This window comes from Actinomycetospora sp. TBRC 11914 (genome assembly GCF_012933465.1).
Taxonomy (GTDB): domain Bacteria; phylum Actinomycetota; class Actinomycetes; order Mycobacteriales; family Pseudonocardiaceae; genus Actinomycetospora.
The window spans coordinates 55,644-77,060 of the sequence record NZ_JABBND010000020.1 but is presented as its reverse complement, the minus strand read 5'-3'; the positions used below and the strand labels follow the sequence as shown (position 1 = coordinate 77,060).

26 protein-coding genes and 1 tRNA gene are annotated in these 21,417 nt (G+C 72.4%); 19 read left to right on the top strand and 8 right to left on the bottom strand.

Features of this window, described 5'->3' with window-relative positions:
* Positions 1-13 precede the first annotated feature (13 nt).
* From HH311_RS25200 to HH311_RS25190, 3 genes are all read left to right on the top strand, one after another.
* Positions 14-724: an SDR family oxidoreductase gene (locus HH311_RS25200; RefSeq protein ID WP_248293066.1), complete on the top strand. Its 711-nt coding sequence runs from the start codon at positions 14-16 to the stop codon at positions 722-724.
* Between the two features lie 74 nt (positions 725-798).
* Positions 799-1,698: an MBL fold metallo-hydrolase gene (locus HH311_RS25195; protein WP_169186461.1), complete on the top strand. Its 900-nt coding sequence runs from the start codon at positions 799-801 to the stop codon at positions 1,696-1,698.
* A gap of 241 nt (positions 1,699-1,939) precedes the next feature.
* Positions 1,940-2,932 carry an alpha/beta fold hydrolase gene (locus HH311_RS25190; RefSeq protein ID WP_169186460.1) on the top strand — a complete coding sequence of 331 codons (993 nt, stop codon included), beginning with the start codon at positions 1,940-1,942 and terminating at the stop codon, positions 2,930-2,932.
* A gap of 22 nt (positions 2,933-2,954) precedes the next feature.
* On the opposite strand, the gene HH311_RS25185 is transcribed toward HH311_RS25190, so the two are convergent.
* From HH311_RS25185 to HH311_RS33570, 3 genes are all read right to left on the bottom strand, one after another.
* Entirely contained in the window at positions 2,955-3,665 is a 711-nt protein-coding gene (locus HH311_RS25185; protein ID WP_169186459.1) for an HdeD family acid-resistance protein, read from the bottom strand.
* Positions 3,666-3,803: 138 nt separating this feature from the next.
* Complete coding sequence (locus tag HH311_RS25180) at positions 3,804-5,006, bottom strand: AI-2E family transporter (protein WP_169186458.1); 1,203 nt, start codon at positions 5,004-5,006, stop codon at positions 3,804-3,806.
* Positions 5,007-5,043: 37 nt separating this feature from the next.
* Positions 5,044-6,075: a helix-turn-helix domain-containing protein gene (locus tag HH311_RS33570; protein WP_169186457.1), complete on the bottom strand. Its 1,032-nt coding sequence runs from the start codon at positions 6,073-6,075 to the stop codon at positions 5,044-5,046.
* 143 nt (positions 6,076-6,218) lie between these two features.
* Between HH311_RS33570 and HH311_RS25170 the strand changes: the two genes are divergently transcribed.
* The gene (locus HH311_RS25170) at positions 6,219-6,923 is read left to right on the top strand and encodes an alpha/beta fold hydrolase (protein ID WP_169186456.1); all 705 of its coding nucleotides are present in this window, start codon (positions 6,219-6,221) and stop codon (positions 6,921-6,923) included.
* Between the two features lie 212 nt (positions 6,924-7,135).
* Here the strand turns inward: HH311_RS25170 and HH311_RS25165 are convergent, their stop codons facing one another.
* The gene (locus HH311_RS25165; RefSeq protein WP_312030389.1) at positions 7,136-7,969 is read right to left on the bottom strand and encodes an SDR family oxidoreductase; all 834 of its coding nucleotides are present in this window, start codon (positions 7,967-7,969) and stop codon (positions 7,136-7,138) included.
* Between the two features lie 100 nt (positions 7,970-8,069).
* Between HH311_RS25165 and HH311_RS25160 the strand changes: the two genes are divergently transcribed.
* On the top strand, positions 8,070-8,339 hold the full coding sequence (locus HH311_RS25160) for a DUF2277 domain-containing protein (protein ID WP_169186454.1): 270 nt from the start codon (positions 8,070-8,072) through the stop codon (positions 8,337-8,339).
* 24 nt (positions 8,340-8,363) lie between these two features.
* Here the strand turns inward: HH311_RS25160 and HH311_RS25155 are convergent, their stop codons facing one another.
* A complete protein-coding gene (locus HH311_RS25155; protein WP_169186453.1) occupies positions 8,364-9,227 on the bottom strand; it encodes a LysR substrate-binding domain-containing protein in 864 nt (287 codons plus the stop codon).
* Positions 9,228-9,329: 102 nt separating this feature from the next.
* Between HH311_RS25155 and HH311_RS25150 the strand changes: the two genes are divergently transcribed.
* The 3 genes from HH311_RS25150 (at position 9,330) to fdhA (ending at position 11,941) form a co-directional block, all read left to right on the top strand.
* Positions 9,330-10,316 (top strand): 4,5-dihydroxyphthalate decarboxylase, encoded by a 987-nt coding sequence (locus HH311_RS25150; RefSeq protein ID WP_248293065.1) that lies wholly within the window; start codon positions 9,330-9,332, stop codon positions 10,314-10,316.
* A gap of 61 nt (positions 10,317-10,377) precedes the next feature.
* On the top strand, positions 10,378-10,587 hold the full coding sequence (locus HH311_RS25145; RefSeq protein ID WP_169186452.1) for a BBE domain-containing protein: 210 nt from the start codon (positions 10,378-10,380) through the stop codon (positions 10,585-10,587).
* Positions 10,588-10,726: 139 nt separating this feature from the next.
* Positions 10,727-11,941: a formaldehyde dehydrogenase, glutathione-independent gene (gene fdhA, locus HH311_RS25140; RefSeq protein WP_169186451.1), complete on the top strand. Its 1,215-nt coding sequence runs from the start codon at positions 10,727-10,729 to the stop codon at positions 11,939-11,941.
* 48 nt (positions 11,942-11,989) lie between these two features.
* On the opposite strand, the gene HH311_RS25135 is transcribed toward fdhA, so the two are convergent.
* Positions 11,990-12,850: an amidohydrolase family protein gene (locus HH311_RS25135; RefSeq protein WP_169186518.1), complete on the bottom strand. Its 861-nt coding sequence runs from the start codon at positions 12,848-12,850 to the stop codon at positions 11,990-11,992.
* Positions 12,851-13,025: 175 nt separating this feature from the next.
* Positions 13,026-13,505 (bottom strand): ArsI/CadI family heavy metal resistance metalloenzyme, encoded by a 480-nt coding sequence (locus HH311_RS25130; RefSeq protein ID WP_169186450.1) that lies wholly within the window; start codon positions 13,503-13,505, stop codon positions 13,026-13,028.
* 89 nt (positions 13,506-13,594) lie between these two features.
* Between HH311_RS25130 and HH311_RS25125 the strand changes: the two genes are divergently transcribed.
* The 8 genes from HH311_RS25125 (at position 13,595) to HH311_RS25090 (ending at position 19,029) form a co-directional block, all read left to right on the top strand.
* The gene (locus HH311_RS25125; protein ID WP_169186449.1) at positions 13,595-14,014 is read left to right on the top strand and encodes a helix-turn-helix transcriptional regulator; all 420 of its coding nucleotides are present in this window, start codon (positions 13,595-13,597) and stop codon (positions 14,012-14,014) included.
* A complete protein-coding gene (gene arsB / locus HH311_RS25120) occupies positions 14,011-15,123 on the top strand; it encodes an ACR3 family arsenite efflux transporter (protein ID WP_312030387.1) in 1,113 nt (370 codons plus the stop codon). Before HH311_RS25125 ends, arsB begins: the two co-directional genes overlap by 4 nt.
* Positions 15,116-15,559 carry an arsenate reductase ArsC gene (locus tag HH311_RS25115; protein WP_169186448.1) on the top strand — a complete coding sequence of 148 codons (444 nt, stop codon included), beginning with the start codon at positions 15,116-15,118 and terminating at the stop codon, positions 15,557-15,559. Before arsB ends, HH311_RS25115 begins: the two co-directional genes overlap by 8 nt.
* A 135-nt stretch (positions 15,560-15,694) precedes the next feature.
* On the top strand, positions 15,695-16,114 hold the full coding sequence (locus HH311_RS25110) for a hypothetical protein (RefSeq protein WP_169186447.1): 420 nt from the start codon (positions 15,695-15,697) through the stop codon (positions 16,112-16,114).
* A gap of 370 nt (positions 16,115-16,484) precedes the next feature.
* The gene (locus HH311_RS25105; RefSeq protein WP_169186446.1) at positions 16,485-16,712 is read left to right on the top strand and encodes a hypothetical protein; all 228 of its coding nucleotides are present in this window, start codon (positions 16,485-16,487) and stop codon (positions 16,710-16,712) included.
* Between the two features lie 406 nt (positions 16,713-17,118).
* Positions 17,119-17,523 carry a PRC-barrel domain-containing protein gene (locus HH311_RS25100; RefSeq protein WP_169186445.1) on the top strand — a complete coding sequence of 135 codons (405 nt, stop codon included), beginning with the start codon at positions 17,119-17,121 and terminating at the stop codon, positions 17,521-17,523.
* Between the two features lie 446 nt (positions 17,524-17,969).
* Entirely contained in the window at positions 17,970-18,299 is a 330-nt protein-coding gene (locus HH311_RS25095; protein ID WP_169186444.1) for a hypothetical protein, read from the top strand.
* Positions 18,300-18,570: 271 nt separating this feature from the next.
* Positions 18,571-19,029: an SRPBCC family protein gene (locus HH311_RS25090; RefSeq protein WP_169186443.1), complete on the top strand. Its 459-nt coding sequence runs from the start codon at positions 18,571-18,573 to the stop codon at positions 19,027-19,029.
* 220 nt (positions 19,030-19,249) lie between these two features.
* Here HH311_RS25090 and HH311_RS25085 read toward each other — a convergent pair.
* Positions 19,250-19,322: transfer RNA gene (locus HH311_RS25085), tRNA-Asn, on the bottom strand.
* 103 nt (positions 19,323-19,425) lie between these two features.
* Between HH311_RS25085 and HH311_RS25080 the strand changes: the two genes are divergently transcribed.
* The 3 genes from HH311_RS25080 to HH311_RS25070 all read left to right on the top strand — a co-directional run bounded on the left by HH311_RS25080 (position 19,426) and on the right by HH311_RS25070 (position 21,268).
* Positions 19,426-19,701 (top strand): hypothetical protein, encoded by a 276-nt coding sequence (locus HH311_RS25080; RefSeq protein ID WP_169186442.1) that lies wholly within the window; start codon positions 19,426-19,428, stop codon positions 19,699-19,701.
* A gap of 188 nt (positions 19,702-19,889) precedes the next feature.
* Positions 19,890-21,041: an inorganic phosphate transporter gene (locus HH311_RS25075; protein ID WP_169186441.1), complete on the top strand. Its 1,152-nt coding sequence runs from the start codon at positions 19,890-19,892 to the stop codon at positions 21,039-21,041.
* On the top strand, positions 21,038-21,268 hold the full coding sequence (locus tag HH311_RS25070) for a hypothetical protein (RefSeq protein ID WP_169186440.1): 231 nt from the start codon (positions 21,038-21,040) through the stop codon (positions 21,266-21,268). Before HH311_RS25075 ends, HH311_RS25070 begins: the two co-directional genes overlap by 4 nt.
* Positions 21,269-21,417: the final 149 nt, after the last annotated feature.

Below are 21,417 nucleotides of genomic sequence, written 5' to 3'. Positions count from 1 at the left end.
TCAGGGACCCGCGTTGGTCGGACAGACCGTCGTCGTCGTCGGCGGCAGCGCCGGCATCGGCCTCGAGACCGCTCGACGGGCCCGGAAGGCGGGCGCCGAGGTCGTCCTGACCGCCCGCAGCCCGGGCCGGCTCGAGCGCGCCGCCCAGGAAGTCGACGCCCGGACGACCGCCGCCTTCGACGCCACCGACCCCGCCTCCGTGGCGGCCTTCTTCGAAGAGCTCTCCTCGCCCGTCGACCACGTCATGGTGACCGCCGGCGGTCCGCACTACGGACCGCTGCTGGAGATGGACGCGGCCGCCGTGCGCGACGCGCTCAGCGAGCACATCGTGGTGGCGCTCGAGGTCGCCCGACACGCCCCCGGGCTCATGCGCCCCGGAGGGACGCTGGTCTTCGTCGGCGGCACCGGCGCCCGGCGCGTCGCGCCCGGCCTCGGGATCGCGACCGCCGCGACCGCGGCGTTCCCTCCGTTCGTCGCGGCGCTGGCGCTCGAGCTCGCCCCGGTGCGCGTCAACCTGATCGCCCCCGGCTTCGTCGACACCGGGCTGTCGGCCTCGCTGCTCGGCGACCAGCTCGAGGACCGCCGCGCCGAGCTCCGACACACGCTGCCCATCGGTCGCGTCGTCACACCGGCCGACGTCGCCGCACTCGCCGTGCACCTCATGACCAACACCGCCCTGACCGGCGCCACCTACGACATCGACGGCGGCCAACAGTTCACCTGACCCGGGCGCGCAGGGGTCGAGGCCAGGGATCCCACCGGGCGCGACCCGACCGCGACCGGCGAGAGCGTCCCGGCATGACCAGCACCGCCACCAGGACCCTGAGCTACGAGGTCTTCATCAACGAGCCGGCGCCCCAGGACGGCGTACTCCCCAACGGAGAGCCGAAACGGTTCTCGCCCCAGGCGAGCACCCTGATCTACGGCCGCGAGGACGCGATCCTGACCGACCCACCGCTGACCACCGACCAGGCGCGCGTGCTCGGCGACTGGATCGCCTCCAAGGATCGGAACCTGACGGACATCGTGGTCACCCACGGCCACGGCGACCACTGGTTCGCCGCCGGCCCGCTGGTCGAGCGGTTCGGGGCCCGAGTGGTCGCCTCGGCCGGGACCATCGCCCAGATGCACGGCAACGTCGCCACGAGGCCCCTGCTCTGGGACAGGATCTACACCGGCATCCCGCCCACCCCGGTCACCGCGGTGACGGCGCCGGACAACCGCGTCACGCTCGAGGGCCACGACCTCGCGATCGTCGAGGTCGGCTCCACCGACAGCGACGACACCACGGTCCTGCACGTGCCCGATCTCGACCTCGTCGTCGCCGGGGACGTCATCTACACCGGCGTGCACCTCTACCTCGCGCAGATCGCCGTCAACGGCGGCTTCGGGCCATGGCGCCAGGCGATCGACACGGTGGAGTCGCTCCGGCCCCGGCACATCGTCGCCGGCCACCAGGACAGCCGGCGCGACGACGACGCCGTCCGCACCATCGCGGAGACCCGGGAATACCTCGACGACGCCGAGGAGCTCCTGGACACCCAGCACGGGGCCGTCGACTTCTTCGACGCGAAGATCGCGCGCTACCCGGACCACCTCGGGCGGACGATCCTGTGGATCGGCGCGAACATCCTGTACGGCGCCCGCGAGCACCCCGACCGTGACCTCCGGGAAATCATCGTCTCCGCGTGGCTCTGAGGCTTCCCTCGTCGACACCCACCGCGGACAGGAGTCGGCGGGCCGCCGCTTCGTCGGACGGGGCGACGAGCACGCGCACGGCGCGCCCGTGACCGGCCCTGGTCCTCGCCGGCCCGCCGGGGCCCTGGCCCCTGGGCGGCGCCCCGCGCACGACCCGCGCGACGACCAGGGACCGGCACCGGCTCGACACCCGGGCCGAGGGGCGATCGTCGGTGTACCGCTGCCGGAGAGGGGAGGCCCCATGCCCCCGTCGTCCACCGCTCCCGAGAGCCCCGTTCCCGACGCCGAGGCGTCGGACCTGCCGCCCGGGTTCGTCGACCGGTTCACCAGCCGATCGATCCCCCTCCGCGAGGGCTACGCCGAGCTCGGCGACCAGCGGCTGCACTACGTCGAGGCCGGCGAGGGCCCGCTGGTCCTCCTCCTGCACGGCTTCCCCGAGTTCTGGTACGCGTGGCGGGAGCAGATGGCACCGCTCGCCGCGGCCGGCTTCCGGGTCGTGGCGCCGGACATGCGGGGCTACAACCTGTCGTCCCGGCCGCCGGAGGTCACGGCCTACGGCACCGAACTGCTGGCCGCCGACATCCGCGACCTCGTCCACGAGCGCGGTGCCGAGTCCGCGACGCTGGTCGGGCACGACTGGGGCGGGAGCGTCGCGTGGGCCACCGCGATGGTCCACCCCGAGGTCGTGGACCGCCTCGCGATCCTCAACGCGGCCCATCCCCGGAAGCTGTCGCAGGGACTGCACCACCCCGCCCAGCTGCGCCGGTCCTGGTACTTCTTCTTCTTCGACCTCCCCGAGCTGCCGGAGGCCGTCGTCCACGCCAACGGGTGGCACTTCTTCCGGCACTTCCTCCGCGACGCCGACCCGGCCTTCACCGCGGACGTCGCCGATCGCTACGTCGCGGCCTGGTCCCGACCCGGCGCGGCCACCGGCATGATCAACTACTACCGCGCCTCCGTCCGGACACCCCCGCGGGAGGCCGACGCCGCCATCCGCCCGATCCAGGCGCCCACCCTGGTCATCTGGGGCGACCGCGACCGCTACCTCGGCGGCGAGCTCGCGGAGCCCGAGCACGACGACGTGCCGCACCTGGACCACGTCGAGCGGATCCCCGACGCCTCGCACTGGGTGCACCACGACGCGCCCGACCGCGTCACGCGCCTGCTCGTCGAGTTCTCGACGACGGCACCGGCCGCCGGGACCGCGGGCGCGACGGAGAAGGCGTCGAGCTGACCCGGACGGGGCCGCGGCACCGTCACACGCTCGGCGTCGTGTGGGACCGCGGCTCCGGCTCGACACCTCCCGCCATCGACCGCCGGTCCTGCGAGGGCACGGACGGCGCCTCACCGGCGGGTCCGGGCTCGCTCCTCCGGTCCTCCCGGCCGACACGGCGCAGCTCGAACGCGAGCACGAGGTCGTTGATCCCGCGGAAGACCGCGTAGAAGCCGACGAAGAGCAGCACGAACACGGCGCGGGCCGCCAGGTCCCACGCCCGGTCGGACGTCGACACCCAGATGCCGAGCAGCAGGACCAGCACGCCACAGACCATCCCCACCCACCAGTAGGGGCTCACCTCGCGGGCCGCTGCGGCCCGGGCGATGTAGAAGACACCCTGGATGAGCAGCAACAGGCCCAGCACCGAGGCCAGCGCGAAGAAGGTGTTGATCGGCCGGATGAAGGCCCACAGCGCGCCCAGCAGGAACACCACCGCGAGCACGATGTGGACGGCCTTCCAGCCACCCATCGCCAGGCCCGCCATCCCGGCCTCCGCGACCGCGGCGAGCAGGAAGACGATCCCGACGAGGATCCCGACCGTCGCCAGCGAGACCACGTCCACGCGGAGCACCGCCCAGGCGATCGCGAACCAGAGGATCCCGGCGACGAGGGGCGCCCACCACCACCGCGCCGCCTCGCGGCGCAGCAACTGGGCCGCCGGCCCCTCGGGCACGGAGGTGTCTGGCTGCATGATCGCTCCCTCGGGTCGGTGTGCCTCGGCACGGCACTGCCGGACGCCACCGTCGGACGCCGCCTCCCCGGCGACAAGGACCTTCGGGTCGCCGGCCGGGGACGGAGGTCCCGCACTCGGAGGGGTCGCCGTTCGCTCTCAGCGGGTGTCCTGGCGTGGATGGACCACCTCGCGGACGACGACGAGCGCGGCCGCGGCGACGGGGATCGCGAGGAAGGCCCCGAGGACACCGAGCAGGGCGCCGCCGACGAGCACCGCGACGATGGTCAGCCAGGCCGGCACCTGGACCGCTCGGCTCGCGACCCGCGGCCACAACAGGTAGTCCTCGAAGACCTTGTAGACCACGTAGAACCCGAGGGTGGCCACCGCGACCGGCCAGGAGACCGCCAACGCCGCCAGGGCGACCAGGCCTCCCGCGATGATGGAACCGATGGTGGGGATGAGGTCGAGGAGGCCCACGAGCACCGCGAGCGCGAGCGCGTACGGCACCTTCATCACCAGCAACCAGATGAAGGTCACCACCGCGATGACCACCGAGGTGAACAGGTTCGCCAGCAGGTACGCGCCCACCTTGGCGACGATGCTGTCGCCCACCAGGATCACGCGGGGCCGGCGGGAGTGCGGCACGAGGCGGTAGGCGCCGGCCCGCAGGCTCGGCAGCGCCGCGAGGAAGTACACCGTGAGCACCAGCACGATCACCGCGCCGCTCAACGCCCCGAACACCTGCATGCCGAAGCCCACCAGCCCGTCGGCGATCGAGCCCGTGTTCGCCTCGACGTAGGAGGTCACGCGCTCCTGCAGGTGCAGCTGCCCGGCCCACCGGCCCCACGCGGAGTTCTGGTTCTGCACCTCGGTCAGCACCAGTCGCGTCTCGTTCGAGAGCGAGCCGACCTGGGTGACCAGCGGCGGGATCACGATCGCCAGGAAACCCGCCGCCGCGACCACGAGCCCGAGACAGACGGCGCACACCGCGACCCCTCGTCGCCACCCACGGCCCACCAGCACCGACACCACCGGTTCGAACCCGAGGGCGAGCACCAGGGCCAGACCGATGAGGATCAGGACCTCGAGCGCGAGCCAGGCCAGCACCGCCAGCCCGACCGCCACCAGCGCCCCCGCCGCCGCCCGGAACCCCACGGTGAACGGTGCGCGCCGGTCGCTCGGGGCACCGACCGTCCCCAGCGGATGGTCCGGGGTCACCAGCGCCGCGGCAGTGGCTTCGGCCTCGGCGACCACGCCTTCCGCGGACCCGTGCGGCTGGGCCACCAACCGGTGGTGGCCCGACCACCCGACCGGCCCGGACGCGTCGCCGGAGTGCCGGCCGTCCCTACCGCCGGCCATCGTCCTCACCACCTGCCGAGTGGGCGCAGCCCGACGATCAGCCGCTGCGAGGCGCCGGCAGGAGAGCCGTCGGTCCCGGCGCCGGGGCCCCGAGGTCCCGGCCACGCCGCGGTGCAGGCACCCCGCCGCGGCGCCGGAGCGTGCGGGGGCTGAGCCCGTACCTCGCCCTGAAGGCGCGGTTGAACCCGCTGAGGTCTCCGAAGCCCGCCTCGAAGGCCAGGGTCGCGATCGACTGGTGGGAGTACCGCGGGTCCAGCAGGCGCAGCCGGCACCGCTCGAGGCGCCGCTCGCGGATGTAGTGGGCGACCGTCACGTCCTCACCCTCGAAGAGCTTGTGCAGGTAGCGGACCGAGATGCCGAACGCGGCTGCCACCCGGGCGGGAGACAGGGCCGGATCGGCGAGACGCTGGTTGACGTGGTCCCGGATGCGCAACGGCAACGTCCGGTGCAACGCGTCCGCGAGGCGTCGGTCCTCGGCCAGGGGCACGTGGAGCAGCGTCGTCAGGAGATCGTTGGCGAGGGCGAGCGCACCGCCGTCCGACGGGTCGCCCAGCTGCTCCCCGTGACGCGCGAGATCCAGCAGCGCCCGCCCGGCCACGCCTGCCAGGCCGGAGCGGAGATCGACGCGCCGAGCGGACAGACGCGCTCGATCGCGCTCCCCGAGCCGGACCAGGTCGCGGGGGAAGGCGAAGACCCAGAGGTCGAAGGCCTCGTCGAACCCGAGCTCGAACGGGCGGTGGGACTCGACCAGCGCGGCGTCTCCGGGACGCACCAGCGCCCGGCGGCCGGCTTGTGCCACACACCCCGATCCGCGACCGGGCATCGTGAGCAGGAGGTACTGCTGGTCGGCCCGGTCGATCAGACGCGGCGTGCGGATCATCCGCTGCGGCGACGCGTCGATCTCCCCCACGACCAGCTCGCCGAGGTCGTGGGCGCGGACGCTGCCCTCGAGCGGCTCGCCGGACGTCGCGTCGACCTCGACGCCCACGAACGTCCCGGTGCACGCCTCGTACCAGAACTCCGCGCCGTCGCGGGCGTCTGTCCCCTCGAAGCTCACGACGACGGGCACGGCGACCTCCGACCCAGGTGTGCACCGCGGTCCTGGTCGGTGTGCACCGTCATCCGAGACCCCGCCGGCACAGCTCCGCACGGTGGGCGGGCATCCCCGGGGCGGTCCCGGCGGACGCGGCCCACGACGGAAGGAAACCGATCATGTCCACCGACACCCTCCCGAACGTCGTCCTGGTCCACGGCGGCTTCGTCGACGGCTCGGGCTGGCGCGGCGTCCACGGGCTCCTCGTCGACGAGGGCTACCGGGTCGCGGTGGTCCAGAACCCGACGGTGACGCTGGCGGGCGACGTCGACGCCACCCGGCAGGTCCTCGACGACCTCGACGGGCCCGTCGTCCTGGTGGGCCATTCCTACGGCGGAGCCGTCATCACCGAAGCCGGCACCGACGAGCGGGTCAGTGCCCTGGTCTACATCGCGGCCTTCGCCCCGGACACCGGCGAGTCGGTCAACACCCTCATCGCGGACCCGCCCCCCGGCGCGCCGGTGCCGCCGATCCTGCCGCCCCGCGACGGCTCCCTGTTCCTGGACCGGGAGCGGTTCGCGGCGTCCTTCGCCGCCGACCTCCCTACCGACGAGGCGCGGTTCATGGCCGACTCGCAGGTGCCCTGGGGCACCGGCGCGCTCGAGGGCAGCGTGACCGACCCGGCCTGGCGATCCCGGCCCAGCTGGTACCTCGTCGCCACCGAGGACCGCATGATCCCGCCGCCGGCCCAGCGCGCCATGGCCGAGCGGGCCGGCGCGACGGTGACCGAGGTGCCGGGCAGCCACTCGATCTACGTGTCCCGCCCCGACGTCGTCGCGGACCTGGTCAAGAATGCGGCGGCGACGGTCCTCGCCTCGGCCTAGCAGGGGGCCGGACGGTGCTCCGGCCCGCCGTCCGTCCTGGTCGATCAACCCGGCCTCCCGGCACCCACTCCCCGGACGGAGGGTCGGAGCCCGGCAGCGGCGTCGGCCAGGGCCGAACGGTCCCGGTTCGCCGAGGACGGGGCCGGGCGCGCCCACGGCGTCGGTAGCCCCGCGGGCCGGGGCCGCCGTCACCGCGGCCCCGGCCCCTCGGCTCAGCCCTGCGCGAGGTGGGCGACGTGCTGCCAGGCGCGCCAGGTCTCCAGGCGGGAGGCGTAGTCGGCCTCCGCGATCCCGAGCGGCGCGTCGCCGAAGAACACCCGCAGCGGCGGCTGCTCCGCGTCGACGATCTCCATGACGGCCTTCGCGCTGGCCGCCGGGTCCCCCGGGGACGCCGTGCGCTGCCGGCGGGACGCCGCCGCCTGCTCGCGGACGCCGTCGTAGGCCGGTAACGGCGTGGAGTGGCGGGCCGAGGAGCCGCCCCAGTCGGTCGAGAAGCCGCCGGGCTCGATGAGGGTGACGTGGATGCCGAAGTCCGCGACCTCCTGGGCCAGCGCCTGGCTGAAGCCCTCGAGCGCCCACTTCGAGGCGTGGTAGGCGCCGACGGTCTGGAACGCGGAGATACCGCCGATCGACGACACCTGCAGCAGGTGGCCCGAGCCCTGCTCCCGCATGATCGGCAGGGCCGCCTGGGTGACCCACATGGCCCCGAAGACGTTCGTCTCGATCTGGGCCCGGAACTCCTCCTCGGTGAGCTCCTCGATCATGCCGAAGTGCCCGTAGCCGGCGTTGTTGACCACGATGTCGAGCCGGCCGAAGTGCTCGTGCGCCCGCGCCACCGCGTCGAAGCAGGCGGCCCGGTCGGTCACGTCGAGGGTGAGGGCGAGCACCCGGTCGCCGTACTGCGCGACGACGTCGTCGAGCGAGCTCGCGTCGCGTGCGGTCGCGGCGACGGAGTCGCCACGCTCGAGGGCGGCGAGCGCCCACTCGCGGCCGAAGCCGCGCGAGGTGCCCGTGATGAACCAGATCCTGCCGTTCGGAGGACTCACGTCCGCGACGGTAGGAGTTCGAGCGCGCTCGAAGTCAAACGCGGCGAGTCCGGGCGGCCGCCCCTCCCACCGGCACCGGTCGGTGGGGCACGATCGCCGCATGTGCCGCAACATCCGGGTCCTGCACAACTTCGAGCCCCCGGCCACCCGCGACGAGGTGCACGAGGCCGCGCTGCAGTACGTCCGCAAGATCAGCGGCTCGGCCCGACCGTCGAAGGCCAACGAGGAGGCGTTCGCCCGGGCCGTCGCCGAGGTCACGGCCACCACCCGCGTGCTCCTCGACGAGCTGGTCACCACCGCGCCGCCGAAGAACCGCGAGGTGGAGGCGCAGAAGGCGCGGGAGCGGGCGAAGGAGCGCTACGCCCGCTGACCGGGTGGATCGTCGACCGCGCGGTCAGCCCGGGCGGTGGTACGCCTCGGCCGCGATCCGCACGAACGAACGGACCAGCGGGGAGGGCTCGGTCGCCGGCCAGGCGAGCACCAGCCGGCTCGGTGGGCGGTCGGCGACGGGGACGATGACCAGCCCCGCGGGTGTCAGCTGGTCCAGCGGGGCCAACGCCGACCGGCCGTCCCACAGCACCGCCTGCAGGCACTCCTGGATGGTGCGCATCGGGGCGTCGTCCCGGTCCCCGCGGGTCCCGGCCGTCCAGTAGGCGGTCCAGACCGGGTCGGTGTCCGGTGGAAGTCGCACCCAGCGCCGGTCGGGCAGCTCCGCGAGCCGCACCGACGGCTGCGCGGCGAGCGGGTCGTCGTCGCGCACCACCAGCCCGACCGGCTCGGAGTGCAGGACCCGGCAGCGCAGGCCGTCGTCGGTGAACGGCAGCCGGGTGAGCGCGACGTCCACCAGCCCGGCCCGCAGCCCGGCGCTGGGATCGCCGAGGTCGGCCTCGTGCACGCGTACGGAGACGTCGGGATGGCGCGCGCGGAACGCCGAGACGAGCCGGCCGCCCACGAGCTCGGCGGCGTCGGCCAACGACCCGACGGCGAGGGTGGCGCGCCCGGCCCGGGAGCGGGCCCGGACCTCGACGCGGTCGGCGTGGTCGAGCAGGGAACGGGCGTCGTCGTAGAGGCCCTGGCCGGCCGCGGTCAGCTCGACCCCGGCCGGGGTCCGCACGAGCAGCGCCGTGCCGAGGTCGGTCTCGAGCCGGTGCACCGCCCGGCTCAGCGGCGGCTGGGTCATGTGGAGCCGGGCGGCGGCGCGGCCGACGTGGCGTTCCTCGGCGACGGCGACGAAGTAGCGCAGCACCCGCAGCTCCACCCGCCGGACCATACCGATCGGGTATCGGGTCGACCGGGAAGGTGTTGGCGGCTCCCGGTCCCCGATCGCGACGCTCGACGAGCCCGCGATCGAGGAGGAGCCATGGACCTGCGCATCGGGAGCTTCCGCTACGACACGACGGAGGCGCTGTTCGACGGATCGGTGACGGTGGACGGGGTCGGCACGACGATGTCGACCGCGGCGACGCTGCCCGACGTCTTCACGCAGATGGCGCGGGGCGACCTGGACGTCTCGGAGTTCGGGATGACGTTCCTGCTGCGGGCCCTGGACCAGGGCGTACCGTTCGTCGCGATCCCGGCCTTCCCCTGCCGGGCGTTCCGCCACTCGGCCGTCTTCGTCCACGCCGACAGCGGCATCAGCGGACCCGCCGACCTGGTCGATCGGACGATCGGCGAGTTCGGCGTGTACGGCCAGGACCCCGGCGTCTGGATGAAGGGCGTCCTCGCCGAGGAGTACGGCTTCCGGCCGGAACGCAACCGGTGGGTGATCGGCGGGCTCGACCACCCCGCCCCGCCGTTCGCGTTCACCAGCCACCCGCATCCCGAGGGGCTCGACGTCACGACGGTCCCGGAGGGCAGGACCCTGTCGGGCATGCTCGACGCCGGGGAGATCGACGCGCTGTTCACGGCGAACGTCCCGCAACCGTTCCTGGACGGCTCGCCGCACATCACCCGGCTGTTCGTCGACTACGAGCCGCTCGAACGGGACTGGTTCCGCCGGACCGGGATCTTCCCGATCATGCACACGGTGGTGGTCCGCCGGGACTTGCTGGCGGACCACCCCGGGCTCGGCCGCGCGCTGTACACCGCGTTCCGCGACGCGAAGGAGGTCGGCGCCGAGCGCTACCGGCGGTTCCGCCGCCTCTACGAGACACCGGTCATGGTGCCCTGGCTCAATCCGTTGGTGGAGCGGAACGAGGCCTTGCTCGGCGACGACTGGTGGCCCTACGGGATCTCCGCGAACCGCACGGCGCTGGAGACGTTCCTCCGTTACCACCACGAGCAGGGTCTCTCGGCGCGCCGCTGGACGGTCGAGGAGGTCTTCGCTCCCGACCTGCTCGAGACCTGATCCGACCGTTGCCCCCGCTCACCGCCGCTCACCAGCGTCGAGGCGGTCCGGGAGGCAGGCGTTGCTCGACGACCTGCGTCCCTGGAGCGACGGCGGCGCGCTGGTCAACTTCCTCGCCGGCCCGCACGTGACGCCCGCCGACGTCCGCGCCGCGTGGGAACCCGACCGTTGGGACCGGCTCGTCGAGATCAAGACGGCCTGGGACCCGGACAACGTCTTCCGGATCAACCACAACGTGCCGCCCCGCCCGGCGCCCTCCGGGCGGCCGTGACCCGCGGGCTGTTCCAGGGCCTCGGGACCAACGGGGGTCCGGTCGGCCCCTGTCGAGGGCGCCGTGGCGTGCCCACGGTGGGGGCGGACGCCGGGGGCAGCGGGGTCGTCGGTGTCCGCCGACCCGAAGGAGCGCCTGCATGAAGGCCGTGGCCTACATCGAGCCCATGAAGGTCGAGGTCCAGGACATCGAGTACCCGGGCCTCGAGCTCAAGGACGGACCCGGGGTGAACCCGGCGAACGTGGGACGGCAGTGTCCGCACGGCGTGATCGTGCGCTGCGTCTCGACCAACATCTGCGGCTCCGACCAGCACATGGTCCGCGGCCGCACCACCGCGCCACCCGGCCTCATCCTCGGTCACGAGATCACCGGAGAGGTCGTCGAGGTCGGGCGCGACGTCGAGTTCATCCGGCAGGGCGACCTGTGCTCGGTGCCGTTCAACATCGCCTGCGGCCGCTGCCGCATGTGCAAGGAGGGCCACACCGGGGTGTGCCTCAACGTCAACCCCGACCGGCCCGGCTCGGCCTACGGCTACGTCGACATGGGCGGGTGGCAGGGCGGCCAGGCCGAGTACGTGATGGTGCCCTACGCGGACTGGAACCTGCTGCCGTTCCCGGACCGCGAGCAGGCCCTGGAGAAGATCCTCGACCTGACGATGCTCTCGGACATCTTCCCGACCGGCTACCACGGCTGCGTCACGGCCGGGGTCACCACCGGCTCCACGGTCTACATCGCCGGCGCCGGCCCGGTCGGTCTCGCGGCCGCCGCCTCGGCCCAACTGCTCGGGGCCGCCGCGGTCATCGTCGGGGACATGAACGCCGAGCGCCTGGCCCACGCCCGCGATGCCATCGGGGCCGAGACCGTCGACCTGTCCGAGGAGGGCGAGCTGCCCGACAAGATCGAGCAGATCGTCGGCGAACCGGTCGTCGACGCCTCCGTCGACGCCGTGGGCTTCGAGGCGCGCGGATACGGCAAGGAGGCCGGCACCGAGCACCCGGCCACCGTCCTCAACTCGATCATGGAGGTGACCCGTGCGGCCGGGAAGCTCGGCATCCCCGGCCTCTACGTCACCGGCGACCCGGGCGCCTCCGACGAGGCCGCGAAGCACGGCAGTCTGTCGATCCGCATCGGGCTGGGCTGGGCGAAGTCGCACTCGTTCACCACCGGCCAGTGCCCGGTCATGCGCTACCACCGCCAGCTCATGAACGCGATCCTGCGTGACAAGGTGCAGATCGCGAAGGCCGTCAACGCCACGACGATCAGCCTCGACGACGCCCCGCAGGGCTACGCCCAGTTCGACTCGGGTGTCGCGAAGAAGTTCGTCATCGACCCCCACGGCATGGTCGCCGTCTGAACGCCACCGGCCGGCACCCTCCGAGCGGGTGCCGGCCGCGCCGCCGTGTCACAGTCCGAGGGCACGTACCGCGTTCTGCTTCATGATCAGCGGGCGGACCTCGTCGCGGATCTCCAGCGCCTCGAAGTCGCGGATCCAGCGCTCGGGCCGGATCAGGGGGTAGTCCGAGCCGAAGAGCACCTTCTCCTTCAGCAGGGTGTTGGCGGCGTGGACCAGCTGCGGCGGGAAGTACTTCGGTGACCATCCCGAGAGGTCGATGTAGACGTTGGCCTTGTGCTGGGCGACGGCGATCGCGGAGTCCTGCCAGGGCACCGACGGGTGGGCCATGATGATCGTCAGGTCGGGGAAGTCGGCGGCCACGTCGTCGAGCAGCATCGGATCCGAGTAGCGCAGCTTGATGCCCCGCCCGCCCGGCAGCCCCGAGCCGATGCCGGTCTGGCCGGTGTGGAACAACGCCGGCACCCCGAGGTCCTGCAGCTGCTCGTAGAGGGGATAGGCCGCGCGGTCGTGGGGCACGAAGTCCTGCAGGCTGGGGTGGAACTTGAAGCCCCGGACGCCGTGGTCCTCCACGAGCCGCCGGGCGGCGCGGACCCCGGCGACACCCCGGTGCGGGTCGATGGACCCGAACGGGATGAGCACGTCGGGGTGCTCGGCGGCCGCGGCGGCGATCTCCTCGTTCGACAGCGCCGCCTGCCCGGTGGCGGCCTCCGCGTCGACGGTGAAGATGACGGCCGCCATGTTCAGGGCCCGGTAGTCAGCGGCGATCTGGGGCACCGTCGGGTCGTACGGGTCGCCCTTGAAGTACTTCGCGGCCGCGGCGGCGAGCTCGTCGTCGAGGGCGAGGTGGCCGTGCAGGTCGGCCTGGACGTGGACGTGCACGTCGATCGCGGCGAGCGCGTCGAGGTCGATCCGGCTTCTTGGGGGCACGGCGACCACGTAACCACCCGCGACGCCGGGCCGCGCCCACGGCTCCCCCGGGGTCGGGTCGCCGAGCATGGCCTGCCGGGTCGGCTCGCTGCTGAACCAGCCCAGACAGGTGCCTCGTGTTCGCGCCAACCGACGGAGCGGTTCGCCGTCGGACGGCTCAGACCGCGGCACCCCCACCGGCGGTCGTCCCCGCGCAGCAGGAGGCGCGGTCGTCGGCGGTGGCGCAGGAGCCCATGGGCCGGCTGACGACGCCGTCCGTGCCGTACTCCGGGGAGTCCTCCTTCACGGTGTAGACCTCCCAGGGCTCGTTGCCGGGCCCGTGGACCCAGACCTTGTCCTGGCGGGCGTAGCAGCAGGTGGTGTCGTCCTCGACCTGGGTGAACAGCCCGAGCTCGTCGAGGCGCGCGGTGGCGTCGTCCACCTCGGCGGTGGTCCCGACCTCGACGCCGAGGTGGTCCATCACGGTGGGACGGTCGGCCTCGCCCTCGAGCAGGACGAGCTTGAGCGGGGGCTCGGCGACGGCGAAGTTGGCGTACCCGGGCCGGCGCTTGGCCGGCTCGACCCCGAAGAGCCGGCGGTAGAAGCGGATCGACCCCTCGAGGTCGGAGACCCGCAGGGCGAGCTGCACACGGGACATGGTGGTCCTCCTCGACTCCGCTGACGCCTGGTTCGACGTCGGTCGAACCAGAGGTTGCCCCCTGCTTCGACAGGCGTCAAGGTAGACGGATGTCGAAGCAGGGCGGGACCGAAGAGCACGCGCTCGCCGAGGTCGTGGGGTGCTGCTCGCCGCTGGCCCGCGAGCCGTTGTCGGCCGCGCAGTCGGTGGAGCTGGCGCGGGTGTTCAAGGCCATGGGCGACCCGGTGCGACTGCGGCTGCTCTCGCTGATCGCCTCCCACGCCGGCGGCGAGGCCTGCGTGTGCGACCTGACCGACGTGTTCGACCTGTCCGGCCCGACGATCTCGCACCACCTGAAGGTGCTGCGCGAGGCCGGCCTGATCAGCGGCGAGCGGCGCGGGACGTGGGTGTACTACCGGGTGCACCCCGACGTGCTCGCCCAGGTGTCCGCGGTCCTCGTGCCCGCCGCCCCCGACAGCCCGGCCGCGATGCCCGGCGACCGCGAGGCCCTGCCGGTGGTGGAGGCGTGAGCATTCCGCACAGCGAGGTCCGCGACCCGGCCGAGGCCGGGGTGGTCGCGAAGCTCTCCACGCTCGACCGGTTCCTGCCGGTGTGGATTCTCGCCGCGATGGCCGTCGGGCTCCTGGCCGGCCGGCTCGTTCCCGGGCTGGGCCAGGCCCTCGGCGCGGTCGCGGTCGACGGGGTCTCGCTGCCGATCGCGCTCGGTCTGCTCGTGATGATGTACCCGGTGCTGGCCAAGGTCCGCTACGACCGCCTCGACACCGTCACCGGCGACCGCCGGCTGCTCATCTCGTCGCTGGTGCTGAACTGGCTGATCGGGCCGGCGCTGATGTTCGCCCTGGCCTGGCTGCTGCTCCCGGACCTGCCCGCCTACCGCACCGGGCTGATCGTCGTCGGGCTCGCCCGCTGCATCGCCATGGTCATCATCTGGAACGACCTCGCCTGTGGCGACCGCGAAGCCGCCGCCGTGCTCGTCGCGCTCAACTCGGTGTTCCAGGTCATCGCCTTCGGCGCCCTGGGCTGGTTCTACCTCTCCGTCCTGCCCGGCTGGCTCGGCCTCCCGACCACCGGCCTCGACGTCTCCCCGTGGGCCATCGTCCGCTCGGTGCTCATCTTCCTCGGCATCCCGCTGCTGGCCGGCTACCTCACCCGCCGCCTCGGCGAGCGCGCCCGGGGCCGCGACTGGTACGAGACCCGACTGCTGCCCCGCCTCGGGCCCTGGGCGCTCTACGGGCTGCTGTTCACCATCGTGGTCCTCTTCGCCCTGCAGGGCGACGCGATCACCTCCCAGCCCCTCGACGTCGCCCGCATCGCGCTGCCGCTGTTCGCCTACTTCGCGATCATGTGGGCCGGGTCCTACGCCCTCGGCCGCGGCGTCGGGCTCGGCTACCAGCGCACCACCACACTGGCGTTCACCGCCGCGGGCAACAACTTCGAACTCGCCATCGCCGTCGCCATCGCCACCTGGGGCGCGATCAGCGGCCAGGCCCTCGCCGGGGTCGTCGGACCGCTCATCGAGGTCCCCGTCCTCGTCGCGCTGGTCTACGTCTCCCTGCGGCTGCGCCGCCGGCTCTTCCCCACCACCCCCGCGCCGCTCGAGGAAGCCCGCCATGACTGACCACGTCCCCGAGGTGCTGTTCGTCTGCGTCCACAACGCCGGCCGCTCCCAGATGGCCGCCGCGCTGCTCGCCCACCACGCCGCCGGCCGGGTCGCGGTGCGCTCCGCCGGCTCCACCCCCGCCGACGAGGTCAACTCCGCCGTCCGCCAGGTCATGGACGAGCTCGGCATCGACCTGTCCCACGAGGTGCCCACCAAGCTGTCCACCGACGACGTCGACGCCGCCGACGTCGTGGTCACCATGGGCTGCGGCGACGCCTGTCCGGTCCTCCCCGGCAAGCGCTACCTCGACTGGCAGCTCGACGACCCCGCCGGCCTGCCGCCCGAGCACGTCCGCCCCATCCGCGACGACATCGACCAGCGGGTCCGAGGACTCTTGGCCGAACTCACCGCCGCGCCCATCCTGGACGAGTCATGGTCGGCGGGTGAGGCGTAGAGCGACCCACCCGCCCCGACCTGGCGAGGGCTCCTCCGGCCGGACCCGGACCAGTGATCCCGCGAGTTCCAGCGTCACCGACGAGAAAGGTCGGGCCGCCGCAACGCGACCGACCCCGTCGGGGTTCGACGGGGCATGAGCGATCGCAACGAGAACCGTGATCAGACGGCAACGCTCGTCTCGCATGCTGCGGCCTGGAGCGCTGACCACGAGGGGATGGAGAACACCCCGCCACCGCCGAAGGACTCGCCGGCAGAACGCGATCTCACGACGGTCGAACGGGCTTCGGCCCTGCGATCGGCCCGATACGCGTCGCAGGCATATCCGGGCCCGGTCGGGGACCTCATCACGGCGAGGATCGAAGAGTACGTCGTCGACGGTAGGCGACACGAACCCTTCGACCTCGCACCCCGCCTGGTGCGGGCGATGCAGACGATGGAGACCTGGAGTCCGCTCCCGTCGCGGGGCGGATACGACCACCTCCCCGCTGTCCCGATTCCGGGCAGCGGCATGCGGTGGCGCTACCGAACGGCCACGGACGAGGACCGGGACTGAACAGGGACCCCGTGTTCGACTGCCGCTTCGACGACACCTTTCGGGAGTTCCAGAGTGAAAGCTCATGTGATCCTGTGCAGCGGAACGGAACAAGAGGTGCTCTCGGTAGCCGTCGACGACTTCGATCCCTACGTCGTGATGACGGTGCGCGGGGTGTTCGTGCCCTTGTCCAGAGACGAATGCCGAATGACCGCCGATGCGCTGAGGGCTGCCTCGCTCCGACGTCCCGACCAGGCGGACTCCTGATGCGCCGTCGAGACCTCGGCGATGCCCACAGGTACGACCACGAGCGAGAATGGACATGCACTGTGTCGACGGACGAGAACAAGGCCGTCGTCGGCCGCGCCCACACAAGGGGGCCTGACACGCCGTGGACGAGAACACCGACACGACCGTGGTCGGATCGTTGATGGACTCACCCACGAAGGCGTTCCTGCTCGGAGCCGCGAGGGCGGCCGAGGCGCGCTATCCGGGCGCGGTCGGTGAGCTGCTCAGCCAGGAGCTCCTCTCGTGGATGGTCTTCGGCCATCTGCTCGGCAGCGACCTGATCATGAGGGTGGCCGCTGAGGTCCTGGCCGAGGACGCTGTCTCACCCTGATCCCGCCTCGCGGGTGTACGTCGTCACCGGTTCTGGTCCCCGGCGGCCGGGAGTGTGCGCGCCGGCCGTCGGGCCGGAGGCAGGAGGCAGGGAGGCCGGCCCGGCCGTGAGTGCCGGCTCGACGATGTCCATCGCCAAGATCGTGGATCGCCCCTGCGGCACGAGGGGCAGGCCGCGTTTTCGGCCTCCCGGATCGACGCTGCCGGCCCCACCCGGCTGCGATCGTCGTCGGCGAGGCGAAGAAGGGTGGTTCGGCAACACCGCAGTGGGCAGTGCGTCCGGTCCGTACCGGTCGACGCCACCATGGCGACGGCGACCTGCCGACGCGACCCTCGAGGGTTGCTGATCCCGCTTCGCCCGGACCGCCGCGCGCAGGGCCGGCGGAAGCCGACACGTGGAGAATCGCATGACGCAAGCGCTGGAGTGGGTCGCCTACCGGGGTGCACCCCTCTACGACGAGGACGGGAACGTCATCGGCAGCATCGAGGAGTTCTTCGTCGAGACCGACGACGGCCCGCCGGCCTGGGCCGTCGTCATCAACGAGGCGGAGCCCGCGACACGCTCCTACGTCCCGATGCGTGACGCCCGTCGCGCCGACGACGGACAGGGCCTACAGGTCTCCGTCGACGGCGACACGGTCCGTGACGCACCCAGGACCCAGGCCGACGACGACCTCTCGGGCGAGCAGGAGCGCCAACTGTACGAGCACTACGGACAGGACTATCCGGACGGACAGAGATCGGAGGACACCGACAACGAGGAGCGCAAGCCGGGCCTCCTGCAGCGCCTGTTCGGCCGCGATTCGCGCTGATCCAGGATCGGTGAGCGGCCGTGCTGCCACGCGGTCGCAGGAACAGCGACACCCGCCGGCTGACCCGGACCTGCCCACCACAGGTGCTCGGTGAGATCGCCGGGGCCGCCGGGCCGGCTCCTCGGGACCAGGTGGGCATCCACAGCTGCGACCGGGTGCCGCGCACATCTCCGGCCAGTCCTCCACCGTGGCCACCCTCGCAGCGTCGGGGGTGGCCACGCGTGATTCGTCGGCACCTGCTCTCTTCTCAGCCGTCGTCGGTACCAGCCCCGTCACGAGGTGACAGGGACTCGCCGAGCCGGGGCGGGCCGATTCCGTACCGCGGCCGTAGCCGGTGACGGCTCGGCCACCCCCCAGCTACCGGCCCTCTTTCCACTGCCGCGCCGGCCGGTCACGACCCCGGACATCTCCGGGCTCACGACGCGCTGGCCAGAGAGGAACTCCCGATGCTCGACCAGTCCGACCCGGCAGCGGTCGCCACCGCCGGACCCCGCCCCCAGGCCAGCACCGGGCGGGTCCCGGGCACCACCGACTCGTTGCCCACCGCCGTGGATGCCGGCCTGGAGTGCCTGCGCAACCTCGCGCTCGTCCACGGCGTCCTCGAGGCCGGCAACGTCGAACATCGCCTGCGGACCGCGCTCAGCGCCGAGGGGCCCGCAGCGCACGGGCGCGCCGCTGCCCGGGTCGCCTGCGCCCATCTCGCCGCCGGCGACCTCACCGACGCCTACTTCGCCCTACTCACCGCCCGCGACCAGCTACGAGAGACCTCTCGCTGACCGGGGGCTCGACCCCGCGGCGGGACGCACCTGGTCGGCGCGGCATGAGGCGGGGCCGGAGGGTGGCGGCCTCGCCGCCCGAGGGGGGCTCGGACGGCGAGGCCCAGCCGGAGCTCCTGGGGGGCAAGAGCCCCGACCGGACACAGATGGTTGCACATTCACCTACCGCCGCACGCACACCCCCGGCCTGGATCGCGCATCGACCTCGACCCTCGCGGCGCGTGGATGCGGCATCTCCCCACGACGGTCAGGCCGCTGACATCCTCTGCGCATGGGACGGGTCGACGTTCAGAGCACGATCGCCATTCAACGTCCCCGGGCCGTGGTGGCGGCGTTCGCGAGCGACCCGGACAACGCCACGCGGTGGTACAGGAACATCGAGTCCGTCGAGTGGGAGACACCTCGGCCGGTGCAGCCCGGCTCACGGATCGCGTTCGTCGCCCACTTCCTCGGCCGGCGGCTCGCCTACACCTACGAGGTCCGGGAGCTGGAGCCGGCGCGCCGGTTCGTCATGAGCACCGCCCATGGGCCGTTCCCCATGGAGACCACCTACACGTGGGAGGACACCGCCGAGGGCGAGACTCGGATGACCTTGCGCAACAGAGGGGAACCCTCCGGTTTCGCCGGCCTCAGCGCGCCGCTCATGTCCGCTGCGATGCGTCGAGCCAACGCGAAAGACCTGCTGACCCTCAAGAACCTCCTCGAGGGGAACGGCGCGACCCACGAGTAGGAACTCGTCGCCCGTGGCGACCGCTTGACCCGCCGACCCGGACCAGCTCGGCCACCCCCAGGTGTCGATGACGCAGAGCTTTTGCTTCGGCCGTCGGATCGTGAACCCGGCAGCCGCGGACGCCGTCGGCGCCTGGCACGAGGTGAACGAAAACCATGGGTAAGTCATGGCTGGCGGCGGGCCGCACTTCTCAGGTCAACGCGGTGACCTGGAGGAAGGGCTCCTCCGACTGGACTCGAACCAGTAACCCTGCGATTAACAGTCGCATGCTCTGCCGATTGAGCTACGGAGGACCGTCGTGAACCCGTGCCTGCCGGGCTCGTCGTAGACCGTACCCGACGGGCTCCGGGGGCCGTGCGGCAGGATGGGCCCACGCCGTCGTCGGGAGGTTCGATCATGAAGGCACTGCCGTTCCTGCTGGGTATGGGCGTGGGATACGTCCTCGGGACCAGGGCGGGACGTGAGCGCTACGAGCAGCTGTCGAAGGCCTACCGCCGGGTGGCGGACAACCCGCAGGTGCAGGCGGCCGCCGGGGTCGCGCGGGCGAAGGCCGGGGAGGCCGTGCAGGCCGGCGTCGCGGTCGCCAAGGACAGGGTCTCGCCGTCGTCCAACACGGGTCACGAGCCGGCTGCGCCCGGCCGGTCCGCGACCGGGAACGGCACGGCCCGCTAGCGATCCGGACGAACAGGGATCATCCCGGCGTGCTTCACCTCACGGATGATCCCTGTTCAACCGCTGTTCTCCTTCGTGTGGCGAGCCGGGACGCGAACGCTCCGTAACGTCGCGGCCGTCTGACACGACCGGGCAGGACGACCCGTCACCCGGCGTGCGCACTCCATCGAAGGGGAACCGGGCGGCCCATGGGCATCTCCCTGATCGTCGTCGTCGTGATCGTGACGGCGTTGGCGTTCGACTTCACCAACGGCTTCCACGACACCGCGAACGCCATGGCGACGTCGATCGCGACCGGGGCGCTGAAGCCCAAGGTCGCGGTTCTCATCTCCGGCGTCCTCAACATCGTCGGCGCCTTCCTCTCGGTGGAGGTCGCGAAGACGATCTCCAGCGGGCTCGTCGACGAGACCAAGATCAACCCGTACATCATCTTCGCGGGCCTGATCGGCGCCATCCTGTGGAACCTGCTGACGTGGCTGCTCGGCCTGCCGTCGAGCTCGTCGCATGCGCTCTTCGGCGGGCTCATCGGCGCCGTGATCGTCGCGGCCGGCGCCGGCGCAGTGCACTTCAGCACCCTGATCTCGAAGATCATCCTCCCGGCGGTGATCTCGCCGATCCTGGCCGGCGTCATCGCGCTGGTCGGCACGGTGATCGCCTACCGGAGCACGGCGAAGTCCGACAGCGAGAGCACCAAGCGTGGCTTCAAGCTCGGCCAGATCGCCTCGGCCTCGATGGTCTCGCTGGCCCACGGCACCTCGGACGCCCAGAAGACGATGGGCGTCATCACGCTGGTCCTCATCACCGCGGGCGTCCTCGCCCCGAACGCCGGCCCGCCCGTCTGGGTGATCCTCGCCGCCGGCCTCGCGATCGGCCTCGGCACCTACCTCGGCGGCTGGCGCATCATCCGCACCCTCGGCAAGCGCGTCAGCGACATCGAGACCCCGCAGGGGTTCGCCGCGGAGACGGCGACGACGGCCGTCATCCTCGCCTCGTCGCACCTGGGCTTCGCGCTCTCGACGACGCAGGTCGCCACCGGCTCCATCTTCGGCGCCGGCGCCGGCCGCCGGATCGCCGGCGTGCAGTGGGGCGTCGCCGGCCAGATGGCCGTCGCCTGGATCCTGACGCTGCCAGCCGCGGCCATCGTCGGCGCGGTCGCCGCGTTCGCCGCCTCCCAGGGCGTCGTCGGGACGGTCCTCGTCGCGGTCGTCGCCATCGCGGTCGGGATCGGCATCTACGCGGCCTCGCGCCGCACCCCGGTCACCGCGGAGAACGTCAACGACGTCGAGTCGCCGGTGGCGCCCGACGAGATCAGGACCAAGGACGGGGTGGTGCAGGCATGAGCATCGCGTGGGGTTCCCTGGGCCTCGTGGCCATCGTGTCCTTCGCCGCCGCGGTGGTGGTGACGGCGCTGGTGTCGTTCGGGATCGTCGGGCTCGCGGCGCGGTCGCCGCGCCCGGACGGGCCCGAGCCGGCGCTCTCGCCGGCGGCGGGTACGGCGGTCGGGGCGACCTGCCTCGTGGTGGCCGCCCTGATCGTGCTCTACGGGCTCTACATCATCGTCGCCTGAGACGCTCGGCCGACGTCGAGACGCGCGGCGTCGCGGACCCTCCCTCGGTCCGCGGCGCCGTTCGTTGATCCGGGGGTCGGCCGATCACGCGCGAACCGTGGTGACCCAGGAACGCGCCGTTGCTGGCGGTCGGGGTGTCAGCGCACGAC